Origin of the sequence: Aliirhizobium cellulosilyticum, assembly GCF_014198105.1 — a bacterium.
Lineage (GTDB): Bacteria > Pseudomonadota > Alphaproteobacteria > Rhizobiales > Rhizobiaceae > Neorhizobium > Neorhizobium cellulosilyticum.
In genome coordinates this window covers 76979-96745 of the sequence record NZ_JACIGW010000004.1, presented here as the reverse complement: position 1 = coordinate 96745, position 19767 = coordinate 76979, and the positions used below count along the sequence as shown (strand labels likewise).

At 60.0% G+C, this 19767-nt stretch carries 14 protein-coding genes; 9 read left to right on the top strand and 5 right to left on the bottom strand.

Annotated features, from left to right (window positions below; translation table 11 throughout):
• Window positions 1-115: 115 nt before the first annotated feature.
• Both GGE33_RS17675 and GGE33_RS17670 read left to right on the top strand, forming a co-directional pair.
• Window positions 116-1138: a GntR family transcriptional regulator gene (locus GGE33_RS17675; protein WP_183825917.1), complete on the top strand. Its 1023-nt coding sequence runs from the start codon at window positions 116-118 to the stop codon at window positions 1136-1138.
• Between the two features lie 25 nt (window positions 1139-1163).
• Window positions 1164-2282, top strand: a complete 1119-nt coding sequence (locus tag GGE33_RS17670) for a mandelate racemase/muconate lactonizing enzyme family protein (protein ID WP_183825914.1) — start codon at window positions 1164-1166, stop codon at window positions 2280-2282.
• 82 nt (window positions 2283-2364) lie between these two features.
• Here the strand turns inward: GGE33_RS17670 and GGE33_RS17665 are convergent, their stop codons facing one another.
• Window positions 2365-3690 (bottom strand): dicarboxylate/amino acid:cation symporter, encoded by a 1326-nt coding sequence (locus GGE33_RS17665; protein ID WP_183825911.1) that lies wholly within the window; start codon window positions 3688-3690, stop codon window positions 2365-2367.
• A 216-nt stretch (window positions 3691-3906) separates the two neighbouring features.
• Between GGE33_RS17665 and GGE33_RS17660 the strand changes: the two genes are divergently transcribed.
• The 3 genes from GGE33_RS17660 to GGE33_RS17650 all read left to right on the top strand — a co-directional run bounded on the left by GGE33_RS17660 (window position 3907) and on the right by GGE33_RS17650 (window position 9817).
• Entirely contained in the window at window positions 3907-5742 is a 1836-nt protein-coding gene (locus tag GGE33_RS17660; RefSeq protein WP_183825906.1) for a sensor histidine kinase, read from the top strand.
• A gap of 2 nt (window positions 5743-5744) precedes the next feature.
• The gene (locus GGE33_RS17655) at window positions 5745-7097 is read left to right on the top strand and encodes a sigma-54-dependent transcriptional regulator (protein WP_183825903.1); all 1353 of its coding nucleotides are present in this window, start codon (window positions 5745-5747) and stop codon (window positions 7095-7097) included.
• A gap of 245 nt (window positions 7098-7342) precedes the next feature.
• Window positions 7343-9817, top strand: coding sequence for a DNA translocase FtsK (locus GGE33_RS17650; RefSeq protein ID WP_394353670.1), 2475 nt, complete (start codon window positions 7343-7345; stop codon window positions 9815-9817).
• A gap of 18 nt (window positions 9818-9835) precedes the next feature.
• Here GGE33_RS17650 and GGE33_RS17645 read toward each other — a convergent pair whose 3' ends face one another.
• From GGE33_RS17645 to osmF, 4 genes are all read right to left on the bottom strand, one after another.
• Window positions 9836-10573: an ABC transporter permease gene (locus GGE33_RS17645; RefSeq protein WP_183825896.1), complete on the bottom strand. Its 738-nt coding sequence runs from the start codon at window positions 10571-10573 to the stop codon at window positions 9836-9838.
• Window positions 10570-11508 carry an ABC transporter ATP-binding protein gene (locus GGE33_RS17640; RefSeq protein WP_183825893.1) on the bottom strand — a complete coding sequence of 313 codons (939 nt, stop codon included), beginning with the start codon at window positions 11506-11508 and terminating at the stop codon, window positions 10570-10572. Before GGE33_RS17640 ends, GGE33_RS17645 begins: the two co-directional genes overlap by 4 nt.
• A complete protein-coding gene (locus GGE33_RS17635; protein ID WP_183826752.1) occupies window positions 11505-12638 on the bottom strand; it encodes an ABC transporter permease in 1134 nt (377 codons plus the stop codon). Before GGE33_RS17635 ends, GGE33_RS17640 begins: the two co-directional genes overlap by 4 nt.
• 71 nt (window positions 12639-12709) lie before the next feature.
• Window positions 12710-13621, bottom strand: a complete 912-nt coding sequence (osmF, locus tag GGE33_RS17630; protein WP_183825890.1) for a glycine betaine ABC transporter substrate-binding protein OsmF — start codon at window positions 13619-13621, stop codon at window positions 12710-12712.
• A gap of 294 nt (window positions 13622-13915) precedes the next feature.
• Between osmF and fdnG the strand changes: the two genes are divergently transcribed.
• The 4 genes from fdnG to fdhE all read left to right on the top strand — a co-directional run bounded on the left by fdnG (window position 13916) and on the right by fdhE (window position 19764).
• Window positions 13916-17011 (top strand): formate dehydrogenase-N subunit alpha, encoded by a 3096-nt coding sequence (gene fdnG / locus GGE33_RS17625; RefSeq protein ID WP_183825887.1) that lies wholly within the window; start codon window positions 13916-13918, stop codon window positions 17009-17011.
• A complete protein-coding gene (gene fdxH / locus GGE33_RS17620; RefSeq protein WP_394353669.1) occupies window positions 17011-17991 on the top strand; it encodes a formate dehydrogenase subunit beta in 981 nt (326 codons plus the stop codon). Before fdnG ends, fdxH begins: the two co-directional genes overlap by 1 nt.
• The gene (locus tag GGE33_RS17615) at window positions 17991-18707 is read left to right on the top strand and encodes a formate dehydrogenase subunit gamma (RefSeq protein ID WP_183825884.1); all 717 of its coding nucleotides are present in this window, start codon (window positions 17991-17993) and stop codon (window positions 18705-18707) included. Before fdxH ends, GGE33_RS17615 begins: the two co-directional genes overlap by 1 nt.
• Before the next feature lie 133 nt (window positions 18708-18840).
• Complete coding sequence (gene fdhE, locus GGE33_RS17610; protein WP_183825881.1) at window positions 18841-19764, top strand: formate dehydrogenase accessory protein FdhE; 924 nt, start codon at window positions 18841-18843, stop codon at window positions 19762-19764.
• The last annotated feature ends 3 nt before the right edge of the window (window positions 19765-19767 follow it).

Sequence of the window (19767 nt, the reverse complement as noted above, 5' to 3'; positions counted from 1 at the left end):
CATTTCCTCGAAATTATTGTCTTTTGTGTACACTAGACATTCTTGCTTGCGAATGTAAATGAATGAAAGACGATCGGTTGCGATTTTCGCCAGGGCGGCATCAGGGGACGGTGAAATGACGGAGGGGCCGGATGATGCCGTATCGGGGCGTTCGCCCAAACTTTACCAGCGAGCGCTTGCGGTGGTCGCGTCGGAAATCCGCTCCGGCGGGTGGCATGACGCCGCAAGGCTGAACGAGACCGCGATTGCAAAACGCTTCGGCATCAGCCGAGCACCGGCACGACAGGCTCTGGCGGAGCTGGAGGCGCTCGGGCTTGTGCGCAAATCCGAGGGACGGGGTTATCAGGTCGTTGCGGGGGCCGAATCTGCCGGCGGGGATCCCATCGAGCTAGCCAGTTCTGCCGGCCCTGACGACATGCAGCTTCATTTTCTGGCGAGCTGGGAGCTGATCTACCGGCAGGTGGAGCTGGAGATCGTTTCACGCACGTCGATCGCCAACTGGCGCATCAACGAGGTCGCACTGGCGAAATCCTTCGGCGTGAGCCGCACGGTTGCCCGCGAAGTGGTGGCGAGATTGCAGCAGCGCGGCATCGTCAGCAAGGATGATGCCGGCCGCTGGCATGCGCCGGCATTGACCGCAAGGCATGTGAACCAGCTCTACGAATTGCGATGGACGCTCGAACCGCTGGCTCTGGAGCAGGCCTTTGCGAATTTGCCGGATGATTTGCTGCCGGCCTTGTTCACCGATCTGCGGCAAGCGATCGACGCGGGAGATGCGGTGGATGGGGCAATACTGGACGCGGTCGAGCTGCAGCTTCACGGCCAGTTGCTCGGTTATTGCGACAATGCCCCGCTGATGCAGGCAATCAGCCTGCCGCAAGCCATTCTGGTCGCGCATCACCGGCTTTATCAGCCGAAGACGCCGCCGATCACCGACGAGCCGTTCCTGCTGGAACATGTCGAGGTTTTCGAGCGGCTGATGGCGGGGCGGGTTGCGGATGCCGGTGCGGCGCTTGCCAATCATCTGAAAATCTCGCGGGAGCGCGCCATGCTGCGCATCGCCAATGCCGCGCGCGGCCTGTCATTGCCGAATGTGGCCTATCTGGAGCGCCTGCGAGACGTCGAATTCAGTTTGTGATCATGATCATCGGGAGGAGCCGACATTGAAGATCAAGTCCCTGGAACCATTCATCCTTCATCTGCCGCTGACATCGGCGTCGATTTCGGATTCGACCCACAGCATCACCCATTGGGGCGTGGTCGGGGTGGCGATCACCACGACGGATGGGCTGACCGGCTACGGTTTTACCGGCACCCATGCGCATCTGGCATCCGACCGGCTGATCACGGCCTGCATTCGCGACTGCTATGCGCCGCTTCTGATCGGTGAGGATGCCAATGACCATCAGCGGCTCTGGACCAAGCTTGCGCGTTATCCGTCGCTGCAATGGGTCGGCCGGGCGGGGATCACGCATCTGGCGCTTGCTGCCGTCGATGTGGCGATCTGGGACCTGAAGGCGAAGAAGGCTGGCCTGCCGCTCTGGGCTTATCTGGGCGGTGCAAGGACTGACAGGCTGGAGGCCTATAATACCGATATCGGCTGGCTGTCCTTCTCGCTGGACGATCTTCTGTCGGGTTCTGCGCGTGCCGTCGAAGAGGATGGATTTACCCGGATCAAGCTGAAAGTTGGTCACGACGATCCGAATGCCGATGTCCGCAGGCTTGCGGCCGTGCGCAAGCGCCTGGGACCGGATATCCGCATCGCCATCGACGGCAACGGCAAATGGGATCTGCCGACCTGCCTGCGCTTTTGCGAACGGGCGCGCGATCTCGATATCTACTGGTTCGAGGAGCCGATGTGGTATGACGACGTGGAGAGCCATCGTCTGCTGGCGCGGTCCTCGACCATTCCGGTGGCGCTCGGCGAGCAGCTTTATACCGTCGATGCATTTCGCAGCTTCATCAATGCCGGAGCGGTCGCCTATGTGCAGCCCGACGTGACGCGGCTTGGCGGGATTACCGAATATATCCAGGTGGCCGATCTGGCGCTGGCAAACCGGCTGCCTGTCGTGCCGCATGCGGGTGAGATGAGCCAGGTGCATGTGCATCTGAGCTACTGGCATCCGGCATCGACCATTCTCGAATATATCCCCTGGATCAAGGATCACTTCGAAGAACCGGCGGATGTCGTGGATGGGGTCTACAAGCGACCTGAAAAGCCGGGTGCCGGAACGACGGTGCTGGCCGACAGTTTTGCGCGGTTCGGCAAAAGTCTTGGCTGACAGCCGGTGGTAAAAACAGATCTGCCGCCCGGAGGCGGCAGATTGGGGTGGGGGATCTCACCCCATCCAAGCCTTGGGAGGCTTATTCGGCGGGCTGCAGGTTGCCCGGCACGGTGACGTTGGAGCCCTTGGCGAGGGCGGCGTCCAGCATGTCCTTGTCGAGTTCGCCTTCCCAGCGTGCAACGACGATGGTGGCAACCGCATTGCCGACGAGGTTGGTCAGCGCGCGGCATTCCGACATGAAGCGGTCGATGCCGAGGATAAGCGCCATGCCTGCGACCGGAACGGACGGGACGACCGAGAGCGTTGCAGCAAGCGTAATAAAGCCTGCGCCGGTAATGCCTGCAGCACCCTTGGAAGAGAGCATTGCTACGAGCAGAAGCAGGATCTGATCGCCGAGCGAAAGGTCGATGCCGGTAGCCTGGGCAATGAACAGCGCCGCCATCGTCATGTAGATGTTGGTGCCGTCGAGGTTGAAGGAATAACCGGTCGGGATGACCAGTCCCACAACCGAGCGCTTGCAGCCGGCACGTTCCATCTTCTGCATCAGGTTCGGCAGGGCAGCTTCCGAGGAGGAGGTGCCGAGCACGAGAAGCAGTTCTTCCTTGATGTAACGCAGCAGGGCGAAGATCGAGAAGCCGTTGTATTTCGCCACCGCGCCGAGGATCATGACAACGAACAGGATCGCGGTGATGTAGAACGACAGGATGAGGAAGGCGAGGTTGGCAACCGAACCGATGCCGTATTTGCCGATGGTGAAGGCCATGGCGCCGAAAGCACCGATCGGGGCGGCCTTCATCAGGATCGCGACGAGGCGGAACATCGGGGCGGTGAGCGCAGTCAGGAAGTCGTAGACCGGCTTGCCCTTTTCGCCGACCATGCCGAGCGCGATGCCGAACAGGACGGAGAAGAACAGGACCTGCAGGATATCACCCTGCGAGAAGGCGCCGACGATCGTGTCCGGGATGATGTTCATCAGGAAGCCGGTGATCGTCGTCTCATGCGCCTTGGTGGCGTAGGCGGCGACTGCCTTGCCGTCGAGCGTTGCCGGATCGATGTTCATGCCGGCACCCGGCTGCAGCAGGTTGCCGACAATGAGGCCGACGATCAGGGCCAGCGTCGAGAAGGTCAGGAAGTAGAGCATCGCCTTGCCGGCAACGCGTCCAACCTTCTTGAGATCCGACATGCCGGCAATACCGGTGGCGACAGTCAGGAAGATCACCGGTGCGATGATCATCTTGACGAGCTTGATGAACGCGTCGCCGAGCGGCTTCAGGCTGGCGCCGAAATCAGGCCAGAAATGGCCGATCAGCATGCCGATGACGATAGCGGTCAGTACCTGAACATAAAGCTGGCGGTACAGCGGCAGCGGGGCACGCGGCTGCGTGGAATCGGGTATTGCAATCATTTTGTCCTCCATCGCACCACAACCAACCAGCTGGCTCTTCCCGGGCGCATTGATGTCGGAATGAAGGCAGCAAGAGGTGTGCCAGTTTGTCACCTGCGGCATAACGCCCTGATTGCAATCGATTAAATTGTGTTTAGTCATTTGCATGTCGATATTTGAGCGGATTTCCGCACGGGTACCTTTGCGTGATGTGCGGATTTGTGCTCAATTATCTCTATGTCGACACGTAAAACAGCCGAGCGCCTGCCGGCAATGCGCCGCACCTGGATTGTTTTCTGCCTGGTGGCACTCGTCGCCTGTGCCGCAGTTTTTTACGTCGCGGGTGTTTATGGACGTGCGACGGCACTTGCGGGACTGTCTTTGCAGGGCCGGACGGAGGCGAGTCTGAAAGTGGCGCTGTTGCAGGCCGTGCTCGAGCGGCCGCGCGCGCTGCCCCTGCTCTTGGCGCAGGACCGCGATGTGGTCGACACGCTGTCTTCCAACGATCCTGCTGCCAGGATTGCCCTCAGCCGCAAGCTTGAAGAGCTGATCGCGCCCACCAAGGCGGCGGTGATCTATGTCGTCGCAGCGGACGGTATCGCGGTTTCGGCCAGCAACTGGCGCGAGGAAAAGAGTTTTGTCGGCAACGACTATACATTCCGCAGCTATTTCTCCCGCGGCATGCAGCAGGGGGGAGCGGAACATTTTGCGCTCGGTTCCGTCAGCAACCGGCCGGGTCTCTACATTTCATACAGGGTAGGTTCGCCAGAAAAGCCGTTGGGCGTCGTCGTCGCCAAGATGGAATTCGATCAGCTGGAGGCCGATTGGGGCGATACGCAGCGACCGTCTTTCGTCACCGATAACAATCATGTCGTGCTGATTACGACCATACCCTCCTGGCGTTTCATGACGACGGAGCCACTTCCGCAATCGAGCCTCTCGTCCATTCGCGAAAGCCTGCAGTTCGGGGATGCACCGCTTCTCCCCCTACCGATGACGCGGCTGGAAACCCTGGCGCCGGATGCGGACATCATACGGGTTCTTCTGCCGGGAGGCGGGCAGATCCGCTATTTGCAGATCTCTGTCCCCGTTGCCTCGACCGGCTGGCATTTCCAATATCTCCTGCCGATCGACGGCGCCGTTGCTGCGGATATGCGTGAATTCCGGCTGATTGCTGCGCTGGGGCTCCTGGTCTTACTTGCCGTGACGGCGGTCTGGATCCGTCGCCGGCAGACGGCGCAGACACAGATCATCGGTGCATTGGCTGCGCGCGAAGAGCTTGAACGGCGTGTCGATGAGCGGACGCGCGACCTCAGCCTGACGCGTGACAATCTGCAGGCGGAAATTTCCAACCGAAAATCGACAGAGGTAAAGCTACAGGCGGTGCAACAGGATCTGGTGCAGGCTAACCGTCTTGCAATCCTCGGGCAGGTTGCCGCCGGTGTCGCGCATGAAATCAACCAGCCGGTGGCCACCATTCGGGCTTATGCCGATAATTCCAAGATTTTTCTCGAGCGGCAGCAGATACAGCCGGTGAAGGAAAATCTGGATCTTATCGCCTCTCTCACGGAGCGGATCGGCGCGATTACTGACGATTTGAAGGCTCTTTCGCGGCGCGGTCGCACCGCAGCCGAGCCGGTTTTGCTGGCAGAGGTGCTTGACGGTGCGGTGCTGCTGCTGCAGAGCCGGTTCACGGGGTCGCTTGACATGCTGACTATCGAACCGATTGCGGCCGATCTGGAAGTGATGGGAAGCCGGTTGAGGCTGGAGCAGATCTTCATCAATCTTCTGCAGAACGCGCTTGAAGCGGTGGAGGGACGCGAGACGGGGCGGGTTACCGTTTCGACGGTGGCGACGGATGAGAAGGTATCCGTCGGCGTGGCGGATAATGGTCCGGGAATCGCTTTCGGCATTCTCGCCGAACTGTTCCAGCCGTTCAATTCTTCCAAGGAAAAGGGGCTGGGACTTGGGCTGGTCATCTGCAAGGACATCGTGGCGGACTACGGCGGTCAGCTTGATGTAGAGACGGGTGATACCGGGACCCGATTTACCGTTCATCTGAAAAGAGCCTGAACATGACCGAAGCCGTTCCCGTTTTTCTTATCGATGACGACAAGGATCTGTTGAAGGCGACCGCCCAGACTTTGAGCCTTGCCGGTTTCGATGTCCGCTCGTTTTCGACGGGCATCGAGGCTCTGTCGCAACTCGGCGACGGCTTTCCCGGCGTGGTCGTCTCGGATATCCGCATGCCGGGGCTGGACGGATTGCAGCTTTTCGACCGGATCGCGGGCTTCGATCGTGAATTGCCGGTCATTCTGATGACCGGCCACGGCGACATACCAATGGCGGTGAAGGCTATCCAAAATGGCGTCTATGACTTCATCGCCAAGCCGTTTGCGACCGAGCGGCTGATCCAATGTGTCCGGCATGCCGCGGAAAAGCGGAGCCTCGTGATGGAAAATCGGCGGCTGCGGGCTGCTGGTGCCGAAGCTGACGACGGTTTGCCGCTGATCGGCCAGACGTCTGTCATGGAGCGGTTGCGTCATATGCTTCGCCAGATCGCCGATACCGATGTCGATGTGCTGGTAACGGGAGAAACGGGCAGCGGCAAGGAAGTGGTCGCGAGCATGCTCCATTCATGGAGCCGGCGATCGACCGGCAATTTCGTCGCGCTGAATTGTGGTGCTCTTCCCGAACAGGTGATCGAGAGTGAGCTTTTCGGCCATGAAGCAGGGGCATTTACCGGGGCACAGAAGAAACGGGTCGGCCGGATCGAGCATTCGAGCGGCGGTACGCTGTTTCTCGACGAGATCGAGAGCATGCCGCTTTCCGCCCAGGTGCAGATGTTGCGGGTCCTTGAAATGCGCGAGGTCACACCGCTTGGCACGAACGAGGTGCGCCCGGTGGATTTGCGCGTCGTGGCAGCCTCGAAGGTCGATCTCGGTCACCCTGACCAAAGGGCGGTCTTTCGCGAGGATCTTTATTACCGGCTGAATGTGGTGACGTTGACGATCCCACCACTCAGGGAACGGCGCGAAGACATTCCGCTCCTGTTCAACTACTTCACCAGAAAGGCCGGGCAGCGTTTCGGTCGCGAGGTTTCGGACCTGCCGCGCCAGGTGGTCGAGCATCTGCGGGATCATCCGTGGCCCGGTAATGTCCGCGAGCTTTCTCATTACGCTGAGCGATTCGTGCTCGGTCTTGAACCGTCTGTACCGCTGTCGGCGCCACTGGCCAAGGCCGAAGATGGTGCGGGCCTGCCAGAGCGGGTGGAGCGTTTCGAGGCTGATCTCATTCGCGAAACGCTGACCGAGTTCGGCGGTGACGTTCAACAGACGATCACAGCGCTCGGCATCCCGCGCAAGACATTTTATGACAAGCTTCAACGTCATGGAATCGTTCGAAGCGACTACGCGGAACGCCGCTGAAAGCCCTGTATTTGCGAGGTTTCTACCGCTCCGCCTCGCGGGTTTACGGTGTGGTCCAATCTTCGTTCGCTCTAAAATGATGCGGAAAAGACCGGTCTCGGAAACACCTGGTTAAGGTTTTCTTTTTATTAACAGGGACCGGTGTGATCACGTTGTTTGATGGTTTCGCGTACATGCATTTTCCGCCTTCCCGCAAAGACATTTCCCCAGTCGAAGACGCAAATTGGAGTGACGAACAGGAGTTCGTGGCCGCCAATGACGCGGAGCAGCCTCTGCCGTTGCCGGAGCCGATACCGGCGGTCGAGCTGGATCCGGAAAAGCTTCCGACCTGGCAGCGCGCTTTCATACTGGCGCCCAATGTGCGCTTTACCCGCACGCCCGGCCGCGGCCCTGCCAAGCAGGACGTCGTTACCGTCGAGGAGACCGGTCATGCTGAGAGCGCGGCTCCAGCACAGGCGCGGCAACCAATCGCCATCTCCATGCCCGCGGGCCAGTCGGCTCCACATCATGCAAATACAGGTTCCCAAGTGACTAATCTTCAGCGCCGCATCGGCCAGGCATTCGCACCATCCGCGCCTGCTGTTCCCGTTTCGCAGCCGATCGAGGCAGCCATGCAACGGGTCGTCGAGCAGCCGATCTATCGTCAGCCTGTCGCGGCCGCTCCTATGCCAGCCCCCATGCAGCCGGAGAGCACGCCTGCGCAAAATGCACCCACCCGCCGAGTGACGTCGATCCCGGATCATCTGATCTGGGAAATGATGAGCCTTGGTGCTTCGGAAAATATCGAGCAGAAAGCTCCGTCACGAGCATTGGCTGCCCCTCAGGTTGCTTCCAAACCGGTTCCTGCGGCGCTTAAGCCGACCGTCACCCGTTTCGTGCCGCCGGCCCCCGTGCATGCGCCTGCTCCGGCCGTTGTTGTGGCCGCGCCGGTTACTGTTCCCGCCGTTCAGGAAGCGCCGTCTGCGATCGATCTTTATCGCCAGATCGCGATCAGACAGGTTGCGCCTTCTCCGTTCGCCGCAGAGCCGCAGTCTGTGCCGTTTATAGAGCCCGCCGCTTATGCCACGCCGATCGAAGTGGTCTCTGAACAGCCAGTACTGGTGGCGGAACCGGTCGAAATTCAGCCCGCCGCGCCGGTTGCCGTTCGCAAGCCGCGTGTGCTGCAATTTGCCGAGGATTACACCTTCCCGGATATCGATCTCCTGCAGGTCGCCGAACCGCGTGAAGAGCAGACGATGAGCCAGGAGGCGCTGGAACAGAGCGCCGGGCTGCTGGAAAGCATTCTCGAAGACTTCGGCGTCAAGGGCGAGATCATCGACGTTCGTCCCGGTCCGGTCGTTACGCTTTACGAATTTGCCCCGGCTCCGGGTGTAAAATCCTCGCGCGTCATGAACCTGTCGGACGATATCGCCCGTTCGATGTCGGCTCTTTCCGCTCGTGTCGCCGTCATCCCCGGCCGCAACGTCATCGGCATCGAATTGCCGAATGTCGAGCGCGAGACCGTTTATCTGCGCGAACTGGTCGAGAGCAATTCCTATATCGGCACCGACTACCGCTTGCCGCTCTGCCTCGGCAAGACGATCGGCGGTGAGCCGGTGATCGCCGAACTCGCCAAGATGCCCCATCTTCTCGTTGCCGGCACGACCGGTTCGGGCAAGTCGGTCGCCATCAACACGATGATCCTGTCGTTGCTTTACCATCTTCGTCCGGAAGAATGCCGGTTGATCATGGTCGACCCGAAGATGCTGGAACTCTCCGTTTACGACGGTATCCCGCATCTGCTGACGCCGGTCGTTACTGACCCGAAGAAGGCGGTTCTGGCGCTGAAATGGGCCGTGCGCGAGATGGAAGAGCGCTATCGCAAGATGTCGCGCCTCAACGTCCGCAATATCGATGGCTTCAATGCCCGTGTTGCCGAAGCGCGCAACAAGGGCGAGACGATCATGATCAGCGTACCGGTCGGCTTCGACCGCTCGACCGGCGAGCAGGTGTTCGAGGAACAGGCTCTCGACCTGACGGCGCTGCCCTATATCGTCGTTATTGTCGACGAAATGGCCGACCTGATGATGGTCGCCGGCAAGGAAATCGAAGGCGCGATCCAGCGTCTGGCGCAGATGGCGCGTGCCGCGGGTATCCACCTGATCATGGCGACCCAGCGTCCCTCCGTCGACGTCATCACCGGCACGATCAAGGCCAACTTCCCGACCCGTATCTCCTTCCAGGTCACCTCGAAGATCGATAGCCGCACGATTCTGGGTGAACAGGGTGCGGAACATCTTCTCGGCCAAGGCGACATGCTGCACATGAAGGGCGGCGGGCGGATTGCCCGTGTCCACGGCCCGTTCGTCTCCGATTACGAAGTCGAGAAGGTCGTCGCGCATCTGAAGACGCAGGGTCAGCCCTCTTATCTCGGCAGCGTGACCGAGGACGAGGAAGAAGACGACATCGAACAGGACGAGGACGCAGCCGTCTTCGACCAGACGTCAATGGGTGCGGAAGACAATGGCGACGATCTTTACGAGCGCGCCGTGAAGATCGTTCAGCGCGACAAGAAGTGCTCGACCTCCTACATCCAGCGCCGCCTGTCGATCGGCTATAACCGCGCCGCTTCGCTGGTGGAGCGGATGGAAAAGGAAGGCCTCGTTGGTGCCCCGAACCATGTCGGCAAGCGCGAGATCCTCGGTCCGCAGCAGGTTCAACCGCGCACCACTGAAGAGTGAGATCTGTCGGAAAGCCGCCTAGGCGGCTTTCCATTTCGTCAGTGATCGCTCGACCATCGACAGAAGGTCGAAGACCAGGATCGCAAGGGCGGCGACGAGAAGTGCACCCTGCAGGATGAAGGCGAGGTTGTTCGACTGCAGTCCTGCGATGATGACTTCACCGAGTGTCTTTGCCGCCACCGTCGAGCCGATCGTGGCGGTGCCGAAGCCGATGACGGTCGAAATCTTGATGCCGCCGACGATCATCGGCAGGCTGAGCGGCAGCTCGATCTGCCGGAAAATCTGCAGCGGCGTCATGCCGTTGCCTTTGGCGGCATCGGTTATGTTCTGTGGCACGGTCGTCAGCGCCGTCATAGTGTTCTCGAAAATCGGTAGAAGCGCGTAGAGAAACAGTGCGACCAGCGTCGGCCCGTTGCCGAAACCCATGGCGGGGACGGCCAGTGCCAGCACCGCGACCGGCGGAAATGTCTGGCCGATATTCACCACCGTTCGGGCTAGCGGCAGGAATTCGGCACCGAACGGGCGGGTGACGAGGATTGCCAGTGCCACTGCAATGACGGTTGCGAAAAGGGTGGCGATGAACACCATTCGCACATGCAGCAGCGTCAGGGCGGCAAGATCGCCCTGATTGTAGATTGTCGGGGCATTGGTCTGCACCAATGGCCTGAAGGCGAAGTCGAAACTCTCTGGTGAGGCGAGAAAGCCGACCAGCAGGATCAGAAGAATGATGCGGGGTGCGAAGCGAAGCAGGCTCATTGCGGCCTGACCGCCTGGCGCAGCAATGTTTGCAGCCGCACGCGGCCGAGCGATTTTCCATCCGTCGAGGCGACCGGAAGCGCATCCGCGCCGCTCCACATCAAGGCCGCCAGCGCATCCTGCCGGGTTCTGGTCTCCTCGATCGGCTCTCCCTCTGCCTCTCCCGGTTCGATGACCCCAGCGAGAGTGTCGAGCGACAGAAGCCGGAACGGGCGGTCGAACGTGCCGACCAGACCTTCGACAAAGGATGTTGCCGGTGCCTTCAGGAGATCGATGGGGTGGCCGTATTGGAGGAGCCTGCCCTTGTCCATCACCGCTATCGTGTCGCCGAGATGAAAAGCCTCGTTGATATCGTGGGTGACGATGACGATCGTCGTGCCGAACCGTTTCTGGATCGCCAAAAGCTCGTCCTGCGCCTTGCCGCGCAAAACCGGGTCCAGCGCACCGAAAGGCTCGTCCATCAGCAGGATTTTCGGCTCGGCGGCAAGCGCGCGGGCAACACCGACACGTTGCTGCTGGCCGCCGGAAAGCTGATGCGGATAACGGGCGGCGAAAGCGGCCGGATCGAGCTGGAAGAGGTCGAGAAGCTCGGCAACCCTAGCGTCGATCCGCGATTTATCCCATTTGAGCAGGCGCGGCACGGTTGCGATGTTTTCGGCGACAGTACGGTGGGGAAACAGGCCATGGCCCTGGATCGCATAACCGATCCGCCGCCGCAGTTCGTGGCCGGGAATGTTGCGCGTGTCTTCCCCGCCGATCAGGATCGTGCCCTCGTCCTGCGAAACGAGCTGGTTGATCATCCGCAGAAGTGTCGTCTTGCCGGAACCGGATGTGCCAACCAGTACGGCAATCGTGCCCTCGGGGACGGCGAACGAGACGCTGTCGACCACGGCCTTGCCGCCATAACGCTTGGTGACGGACTGGATATCGATCATGTGGCGCGGACCTCGCTGCCGGGTGCTCTGCTGAAATCCACCAGCGCATCGAGGACGATGGCGGCGACGAATGACATAGCGACGGTCGGCAATGCGCCGAGCAGAACGAGGTCCATCGCGGACTGACCTAGCCCCTGGAAGACGAAGACGCCCATGCCGCCGCCGCCGATCAGCGCCGCAATCGTCGCCATGCCGATATTCTGGATCAGCACGATGCGGATTGCTGCAAGCAGGCTCGGGAAGGTCAAGGGGAACTCGATCGAGACGAGCCGCTGAAGGTCGGTCATGCCGGCGCCGCGTGCGGCATCATTGGCCTCGCGCGGCACGTTTTCGAGACCGGCAACCGTGTTGGCAACGACCGGCAGGAGCGAATAAAGCACGAGTGCGACGAATGCGGGTGCTGTCCCTATGCCGGAAATGCCGATTGCGGCGGCTCCGGGAATGTGCGCTGCCACCCAGCCAAGCGGCAGTATCAGCAGGCCGAACAGGGCAATCGATGGGATGGTCTGCAGGATATTGAGCGTATTGAGCGCCGCCGCACGCAGCCATGATATACGATGGGAGATGACGCCGAGCGGCAGACCGATCAGGAAGGCGACCAGCATGGAGCCGAGCGCCAGCATCGCATGACGCGACATCTCGGCCCAGAATGCATCCGAGCGGTTGGCATATTCCTTTATCACCGAGATATCGGCGAGGATGCCGGATCCGAATATGCCGCCGATCACAGCCGCCGCGATGACCAGCAGCACCAGTCGCGCAGCCGGCGAGAGCCTGAGCCTGGCGATGACATCCACCAGGGTGAGCGAGAGGCTGAACAGAAGAAGCCAGAAGCCGGAGCCGGGCGATACCCGGGCATAGGTATTGCTTGGTGGAAGTCCGGCATGCGCCGCTCCTCCGAGAGCCAGAATGGCGGCAAGCAGTCCGGCCGTCGCGATTGCCAGCCGCGCGAGAGGCGGCAGGCGAATGAGAAGGCAGACGGCCACGATTACCATGGCTGCGGCCAGCGCGATGCCGGAGACGGACGGGAGCGCTTCGATCAGCGAGCGTCCCTGTCCCTGCAGGATGCGGTTCGGTTTGACCACGATGAAGGGGAGCGCAAAGGTCGCAACCAAGATGAGGGCGCCCATCAGCACGCCTGTCTTTTCCAGCCCTTTGAGCAAGCAGCTGCCCTTTCTCTCGGTGTTAAAGCTATGCGGACTTACTTGAGGAAGCCGTTTTTCTTCAAAAAGTCCTCGGCGACGGTCTTGGCCGGCTCGCCGCCGACCTGAACGCGGCCGTTCAAATCCTGAAGGGTCACGAGATCCAGTTTCTCGAAGACGGGCTTCAGCAACTCGGCGATCTTCGGGTTCTTTTCGAGCGTTGCCTGACGGATGATCGGGGCCGGTTGATAGACCGGCTGAACCTTCTTGTCGTCATCGAGCACGACGAGGCCGGAAGGCGCGATGCCGCCATCGGTGCCATAGACCATTGCCGCATTGGCGCCGTTCGTCTGGTTGGCGGCTGCCGCGATCGTTGCTGCCGTGTCGCCACCCGAAAGCGTGATCAGCTGCTCCGGCTTGAGCTTGAAGCCATAGGTCGTCTGGAAAGCGGGAAGGGCTGCCGCCGAATTGACGAATTCGGCTGATGCTGCGAGTACGATCTTGCCGCCGCCGGCGATGGACTTGCCGAAATCCGAGAGCGTTTTGAGCTTGTTTTCATCCGCAGCATCCTGACGCACGGCGATGCCCCAGGTATTGTTGGCGGGTGAGGGTGTCAGCCAGACAATCTTGTTTGCGTCGAGATCGAGCTTCTTCACCGTGTCATAGGCTTGTACCGGATCTTTCCATGCCGCATCATCGGCTTTTTCGAAGAAGAAGGCGCCGTTGCCGGTATATTCCGGATAGATGTCGATCTCGCCGGCCGTAATCGCCTTGCGCAGAACCGGCGTCGCACCGAGCTGGATGCGGTCGGTCGCCTCGATATTGTTGGCCTTCAGCACCGACAGGATGATGTTGCCGAGCACGCCGCCCTCGGTGTCGATCTTCGACGAGACGACGACCTGTGCCGATGCCGCCGTGGCGGAGAGGGACAAGGCGAGTATAAAGCCCGCAAACTTAGTGGTGAGCGACATCGGAGCTTCCCTGGTTTCCTGGAACCGGCCGCAATGCCGGCACGTTTGATGAAGTGGTTCGCAGGAAAGCTAGAGCGCCGGTCAAAAGTGTCGAGGACGATTCAACTAACGAATGCCCGGAAGTAGAAAAACCTTCGTTTTTTTATCGAGTTAAGGCGAAAGGAGGTGCGCTGGAAAGTTGTTTGTCGAAATCCGTCACAATGTCGGCACTCAGGTCGCCGTTAACTTGACATGAGGTGGCTCCGGCATAATGTCGCACCTGGTTCGTTCTATTAGAATGGAGAAAAGTTCACAATGAATATGGACCTCTCGAGGCGCAGCTTTTTGAAGCTCACCGGGGCAGGGGTTGCGGCGACTTCCATGGGCGCGTTGGGTTTTAGCGAAGCTGAAGCTGCCGAAATCGCTCATGTGCGGCCATTCAAACTGGCCACAACCACGGAAACCCGCCAGACCTGTCCTTACTGTTCCGTCGCTTGCGGCATCATCATCTATTCCAAGGGTGATGTGCGCAAGGGTGACAATGCGGAAGTTATGCACATCGAAGGCGATGTCGACCACCCCACCAATCGCGGGACCCTCTGTCCCAAGGGGGCGGCGCTAAAGGACTTTGTGAAGTCCCCGACTCGCCTCCTCTACCCGATGCATCGCAAGCCCGGTTCGGACAAGTTCGAACGCATGTCCTGGGACGAGGCTCTCGACCGCATCGCGCGGCTGATGAAGGACGACCGCGACGCCAACTTTCTCGCCAAGAACGAGAAGGGACTGGATGTCAATCGCTGGACGACGACGGGCATGCTCGCGGCGTCGGCCACCTCCAACGAAACGGCTTGGGCAACTTTCAAGTTCGCCAAGTCCATAGGTATAGTCGGTTTCGATAATCAGGCACGCGTCTGACACGGCCCCACGGTGTCCAGTTTGGGCCCAACTTTTGGCCGTGGTTCAATGACGAATGCTTGGACCGACATCAAGAATACCGACCTCGTCGTCGTCATGGGCGGCAACGCGGCGGAAGCACATCCCTGTGGATTCAAATGGGTGACGGAAGCAAAGGCCCATCGCGGCGCCAAGCTGATCGTCGTTGACCCGCGCTATACCCGTACGGCCTCCGTATCGGATTATTATGCGCCGATCCGCCAGGGTTCCGACATCGCCTTCCTCAATGGTGTGATGAAATATTGCATCGATAACGGCAAGGTGCAGTGGGAATACATGAAGGCGTTCACCAACGCCTCGTTCATCGTGAAAGACGGTTTCGGCTACAAGGATGGCCTGTTTACCGGCTATGACGAAGAAAAGCGCGACTACGACAAATCCACCTGGGATTATGTCATGGGCGATGACGGCTTTGCCGTGACCGACCCGACGCTTGAGCATCCCCGTTGCGTCTGGAACCTCTTGAAGGAGCATCTCGCCCCTTACACGCCAGAACTGGTCGAACAGGTCTGTGGCACGCCGAAGGAGAAATTCCTGAAGGTTGCCGAGATGATCTCGGAATGCTCTACACCGACCAAGACAATGACGTCGATGTATGCGCTAGGCTGGACCCAGCATTCCAAGGGTTCGCAGAACATCCGCGCCATGGCGATGCTGCAGCTGATCCTTGGCAATATCGGTGTACGCGGTGGCGGCATGAACGCGCTTCGTGGCCACTCGAATATCCAGGGTCTGACGGACCTCGGCCTGATGTCCCATCTCCTCACCGGTTATCTGACGATGCCGACTGAGAAGGACACCGACTTCGAGACCTACATGTCGACGCGACAGTTCAAGCCGCTTCGTCCGGGTCAGACCAGCTACTGGCAGAACTACAAGAAGTTCATGGTCTCGTTCCAGAAAGCCATGTGGGGCGACGCTGCGACGGCCGAAAATGGCTGGGCGTTCAACTACATACCGAAACTCGACGTTCCGGCATACGATGTCCTTCGCATGTTCGAACTGATGAACAGCGGCAAGGTCAACGGCTATATCTGCCAGGGTTTCAACCCGATCCTCGCCTTTCCCAACCGGGCCAAGATCACGTCTTCTCTGTCGAAGCTGAAGTTCATGGTCACCATGGACCCGCTGGAAACCGAGACCTCGCGGTTCTGGGAAAACCACGGCGACTTCAACGACGTGGACACCGCATCCATCAACACCGAAGTGTTCCAGCTGCCGTCGACCTGTTTTGCCGAGGAAGACGGATCGCTCACCAATTCGGGCCGTTGGCTGCAGTGGCACTGGCAGGCAAGCTCGCCTCCGGGTGAAGCCAAGCATGACAGCTGGATCATCGCCCAGCTGTTCCTGCGCATGCGGGAATTGTATCGCAAGGAAGGCGGCGCGTTCCCCGATCCGATCCTCAACCTGTCGTGGGCTTACGAGGACGAGAACGAACCGACGGCGGAAGAGCTGGCGAAGGAGATCAACGGCCGCGCGCTGAGCGATCTCATGGACCCGACCGATCCGAACAAGGTTCTGGTTGCGAGCGGCAAGCAGGTGGTCAACTTCTCGCAGCTTCGCGACGACGGCTCGACCATGGCCGGCTGCTGGATCTATTCCGGCTGCTGGAACGAGCAGGGCAATAATATGGGTCGTCGTGACAACCACGATCCGGACGATACCGGCGCCTATCTGGGCTGGACCTTCGCCTGGCCTTTGAACCGCCGCACGCTCTATAACAGGGCGTCTGCGGACATCAATGGCAAGCCTTGGGATCCGACCCGCAAGCTGCTCGAATGGGATGGTTCCAAGTGGACTGGTTATGACGTTCCCGACATTTCGCCGACGGCGAAACCGCAGGATGTCGGCCCCTTCATCATGAACCAGGAAGGTGTTTCGCGTCTGTTCGCTCGCGGCATGATGCGTGACGGTCCGTTCCCTGCTCACATGGAGCCGTTCGAAAGCCCGGTCGAAAACGTCTTCAATCGCAAGATGCGCGGCAACCCGGTTGCCCGCGTGTTCAAGTCGGACGCCGAACAGCTCGGTACGTCGGCGGAGTTCCCCTATGCGGCGACCTCCTACCGTCTGACCGAACATTTCCACTACTGGACGAAGCACAACCGGGTGAACTCGGCGCTTCAGCCGGAATTCTTCGTGGAAATCTCGGAAGAGCTGGCTGCGGAAAAGAAAATCGAGCATGGCGGCTGGGTCCGGGTATGGTCCAAACGTGGTTCGATCAAGGCCAAGGCCGTGGTGACGAAGCGCATCCGGCCGCTCATCTGCGACGGAAAGCCGGTGCATATCGTCGGTATTCCGCTGCACTGGGGCTTTACCGGTTCGGCGAAGAAAGGTTTTGGCCCGAATTCGCTCGCCGCCTTTGTCGGTGACGCCAATATCGAAACTCCGGAATCGAAGGCGTTCCTCGTGAATATCGAACCTTCGACCGCACCCAAGGACAAGGAGGCAAGCGTCTGATGGCCAATACCATGGACAGCCCACGCACCGCCGTCAGCAATCCGCCGGTGCAACCGATGGAAACTAACCTCACGCAGCGCGACCTCATCCGTCGCTCTGCCACATCCGAGCTGCCGCAACCTGAGCGGCAGCTCACTCCCGTCGCAAAGCTCATTGACGTTTCAAAATGCATCGGCTGCAAGGCCTGCCAATCGGCATGCGTGGAGTGGAACGACACCAATCCGGCTATCGGCGAAAACGTCGGGGTCTACACGAACCCGCACGATCTTTCCGCCGACATGTTCACGCTCATGCGGTTTACCGAATGGGTGAACCCGGAGACCGACAATCTGGAATGGCTGATCCGCAAGGACGGCTGCATGCACTGTGCCGATCCGGGCTGTCTGAAGGCCTGCCCGTCGCCGGGCGCGATCGTGCAGTATTCGAACGGCATCGTCGACTTCGTGCATGAGAACTGCATCGGCTGCGGTTATTGTGTGAAGGGTTGTCCCTTCAACATTCCCCGCATCTCGAAGACGGATCACCGGGCTTACAAATGCACGCTCTGTTCCGACCGCGTTGCCGTGGGCCAGGGCCCGGCCTGCGCCAAGGCCTGTCCCACACAGGCGATCGTCTTTGGCACCAAGGAAGACATGAAGAAACATGCGGAAGGCCGCATCGCAGATCTGAAGTCGCGCGGTTATGCCAATGCCGGTCTATACGACCCACCGGGCGTCGGCGGCACGCACGTCATGTATGTGCTGCACCATAACGACAAGCCACATATCTATGCGGACCTGCCGGACAACCCTGCCATTTCCGCCGTCGTGCAGACGTGGAAGGGTGCGACCAAATATGCCGGTCTCGCAGTGATGGGGCTTGCTGCGGCAGGCACGATCCTGCATGGCCTGTTCGCCAAGACCAACCGCGTGTCGAAACACGAGGAACAGGAAGCGCAGGAAGCTGTTGATCACGCCGACAAGCGTGAGGAGGACGCCTGATGAGCAGTCTAGCGGATAACACCTCTGCCAACGTCGCAGCTGCCAAGGCGGGTGCCGAAGACACGATCCGACGTGGCCCGCCGGTCGAAGTCGTTCGCTACGGCGTCGGCAAACGCATCAATCACTGGGTCACTGCGATCAGCCTGATCCTGCTGCTGTTGTCCGGCCTTGCCATGTTCCACCCGTCGCTATTTTTCCTGACCGAACTCTTCGGCGGTGGGCAGATGACGCGCTGGATCCACCCGTGGATCGGCATCGTGCTGTTCTTCTCCTTCTTCATCCTGTTCGCGCAGTTGTGGAAGCTGAACCTGCCCAACCGGGATGACGTGAAATGGGCCTCGCAGATCGGCGACGTGATCGGCGGACATGAAGAGCGCTTGCCGGAACTCGGCAAATACAATGCCGGCCAGAAGTTCATTTTCTGGGGCATGGCGGCGCTCATTATCGTGCTGATTGCCACCGGCATCATGGCTTGGGAACAGTATTTTGGTTTGCTGACCAGCATACCGACCCAGCGTGTGGCACTCCTGGTCCACTCACTTGCCGCCGTTGCCATTATCCTGGTCTTCATCCTGCATGTCTATGCGGCGATCTGGACACGCGGCACGATCAGCGCCATGACGCGCGGAACTGTGACCGGCGGCTGGGCCTGGCGCCACCATCGCAAGTGGTTCAAGGACATGGCTGGACGCGGCAGGATCGATCCGGCAGAATAACAAGGAAGGGCGTTGCGCGCCCATGCGTGCGACGCCCCTTTAGGTTTCAACGACGCATCTGTTCTTCCGAGGCTGTCTGCCTTCGAAACAATGCGCGACAGGAAGCTGTGGCCGGTCGGCCCCGCGAGGTAGAATGTCCGTATCATCCCTACATCCCGATCCATCTATGATCGGGGGCATTTCCAAGGCGCCTTTTGCCCTGATGCCGCACCCGGCCCGCTTGTTCAAGGAACGGGCTACACGCTTCGAGGTGTTGGCCGAAACCAGCAATCTCGCTCCTTATCTCAAATTTCTTGCCGGTATCGCGCGCATTCAGGCCGATCTCGTTTCCGAGCTGGCGCCTTTAGAGCCGATCGAAACCGGGCAAGTTGCGCGTGCTCGCGAAGGTGCCATGCCGCCGATCGATCGTTCAGCGATGATCCTGTCGGACGATTATCGCAAGACCGTGAGGCTTTTCCTCGATCGTGCGCAGGCTCTGGAAATGCCGGCAGCTGCGGCGGAAGCGCTGAAAGCGGTTCGTTCCGCCGATGACGATACGCTTGCCTGGATGGCAGAGAACGTGATCACTGACAGCCTGCCGGTGGAAAGCCTTGCGCATCACCTCTATGTCGCCGCCGCGACGCAGGTTCATGCGGCACGCCTTGCCGCCACGCTTGATGGCAAGGCGCTGGTGCCGGTATCCGTCGGTGTCTGCCCATCCTGTGGCGGAAAACCGGCCGGATCCATGGTGATCGGAGTGCAGGGGGCGGAAGGAGCGCGTTACGCCTGCTGCTCCTGCTGCGCGACGATGTGGAACGAAGTTCGGGTGAAATGCCTCGCCTGCGGCTCGACCAAGGGTGTTGGCTATCGCGCGGTTGAAATCGATGGTGGCGAGGACGCCGTGATCAAGGCCGAAACCTGCGATAGCTGTAACAGCTGGAGCAAGATCCTCTATCAGAACAAGAACCCGACGCTGGAAGTGATTGCCGACGATGTTTCAAGCCTCGGCCTCGACCTTTTGATGAAGGAAACCGATTATCGCCGTGCGGGCTTCAATCCCTTCCTGATCGGATACTGAGCC

What these genes read in the sequence shown, in the direction of transcription:
- GGE33_RS17675 (WP_183825917.1), top strand. Translation starts at nt 116, where the DNA reads ATGACGGAGGGGCCGGATGATGCCGTATCGGGGCGTTCGCCCAAACTT.
- GGE33_RS17665 (WP_183825911.1), bottom strand. Translation starts at nt 3,690, where the DNA reads ATGATTGCAATACCCGATTCCACGCAGCCGCGTGCCCCGCTGCCGCTG.
- GGE33_RS17660 (WP_183825906.1), top strand. Translation starts at nt 3,907, where the DNA reads ATGTCGACACGTAAAACAGCCGAGCGCCTGCCGGCAATGCGCCGCACC.
- GGE33_RS17655 (WP_183825903.1), top strand. Translation starts at nt 5,745, where the DNA reads ATGACCGAAGCCGTTCCCGTTTTTCTTATCGATGACGACAAGGATCTG.
- GGE33_RS17645 (WP_183825896.1), bottom strand. Translation starts at nt 10,573, where the DNA reads ATGAGCCTGCTTCGCTTCGCACCCCGCATCATTCTTCTGATCCTGCTG.
- GGE33_RS17640 (WP_183825893.1), bottom strand. Translation starts at nt 11,508, where the DNA reads ATGATCGATATCCAGTCCGTCACCAAGCGTTATGGCGGCAAGGCCGTG.
- GGE33_RS17635 (WP_183826752.1), bottom strand. Translation starts at nt 12,638, where the DNA reads ATGGGCGCCCTCATCTTGGTTGCGACCTTTGCGCTCCCCTTCATCGTG.
- osmF (WP_183825890.1), bottom strand. Translation starts at nt 13,621, where the DNA reads ATGTCGCTCACCACTAAGTTTGCGGGCTTTATACTCGCCTTGTCCCTC.
- fdxH (WP_394353669.1), top strand. Translation starts at nt 17,011, where the DNA reads ATGGCCAATACCATGGACAGCCCACGCACCGCCGTCAGCAATCCGCCG.
- GGE33_RS17615 (WP_183825884.1), top strand. Translation starts at nt 17,991, where the DNA reads ATGAGCAGTCTAGCGGATAACACCTCTGCCAACGTCGCAGCTGCCAAG.
- fdhE (WP_183825881.1), top strand. Translation starts at nt 18,841, where the DNA reads ATGTCCGTATCATCCCTACATCCCGATCCATCTATGATCGGGGGCATT.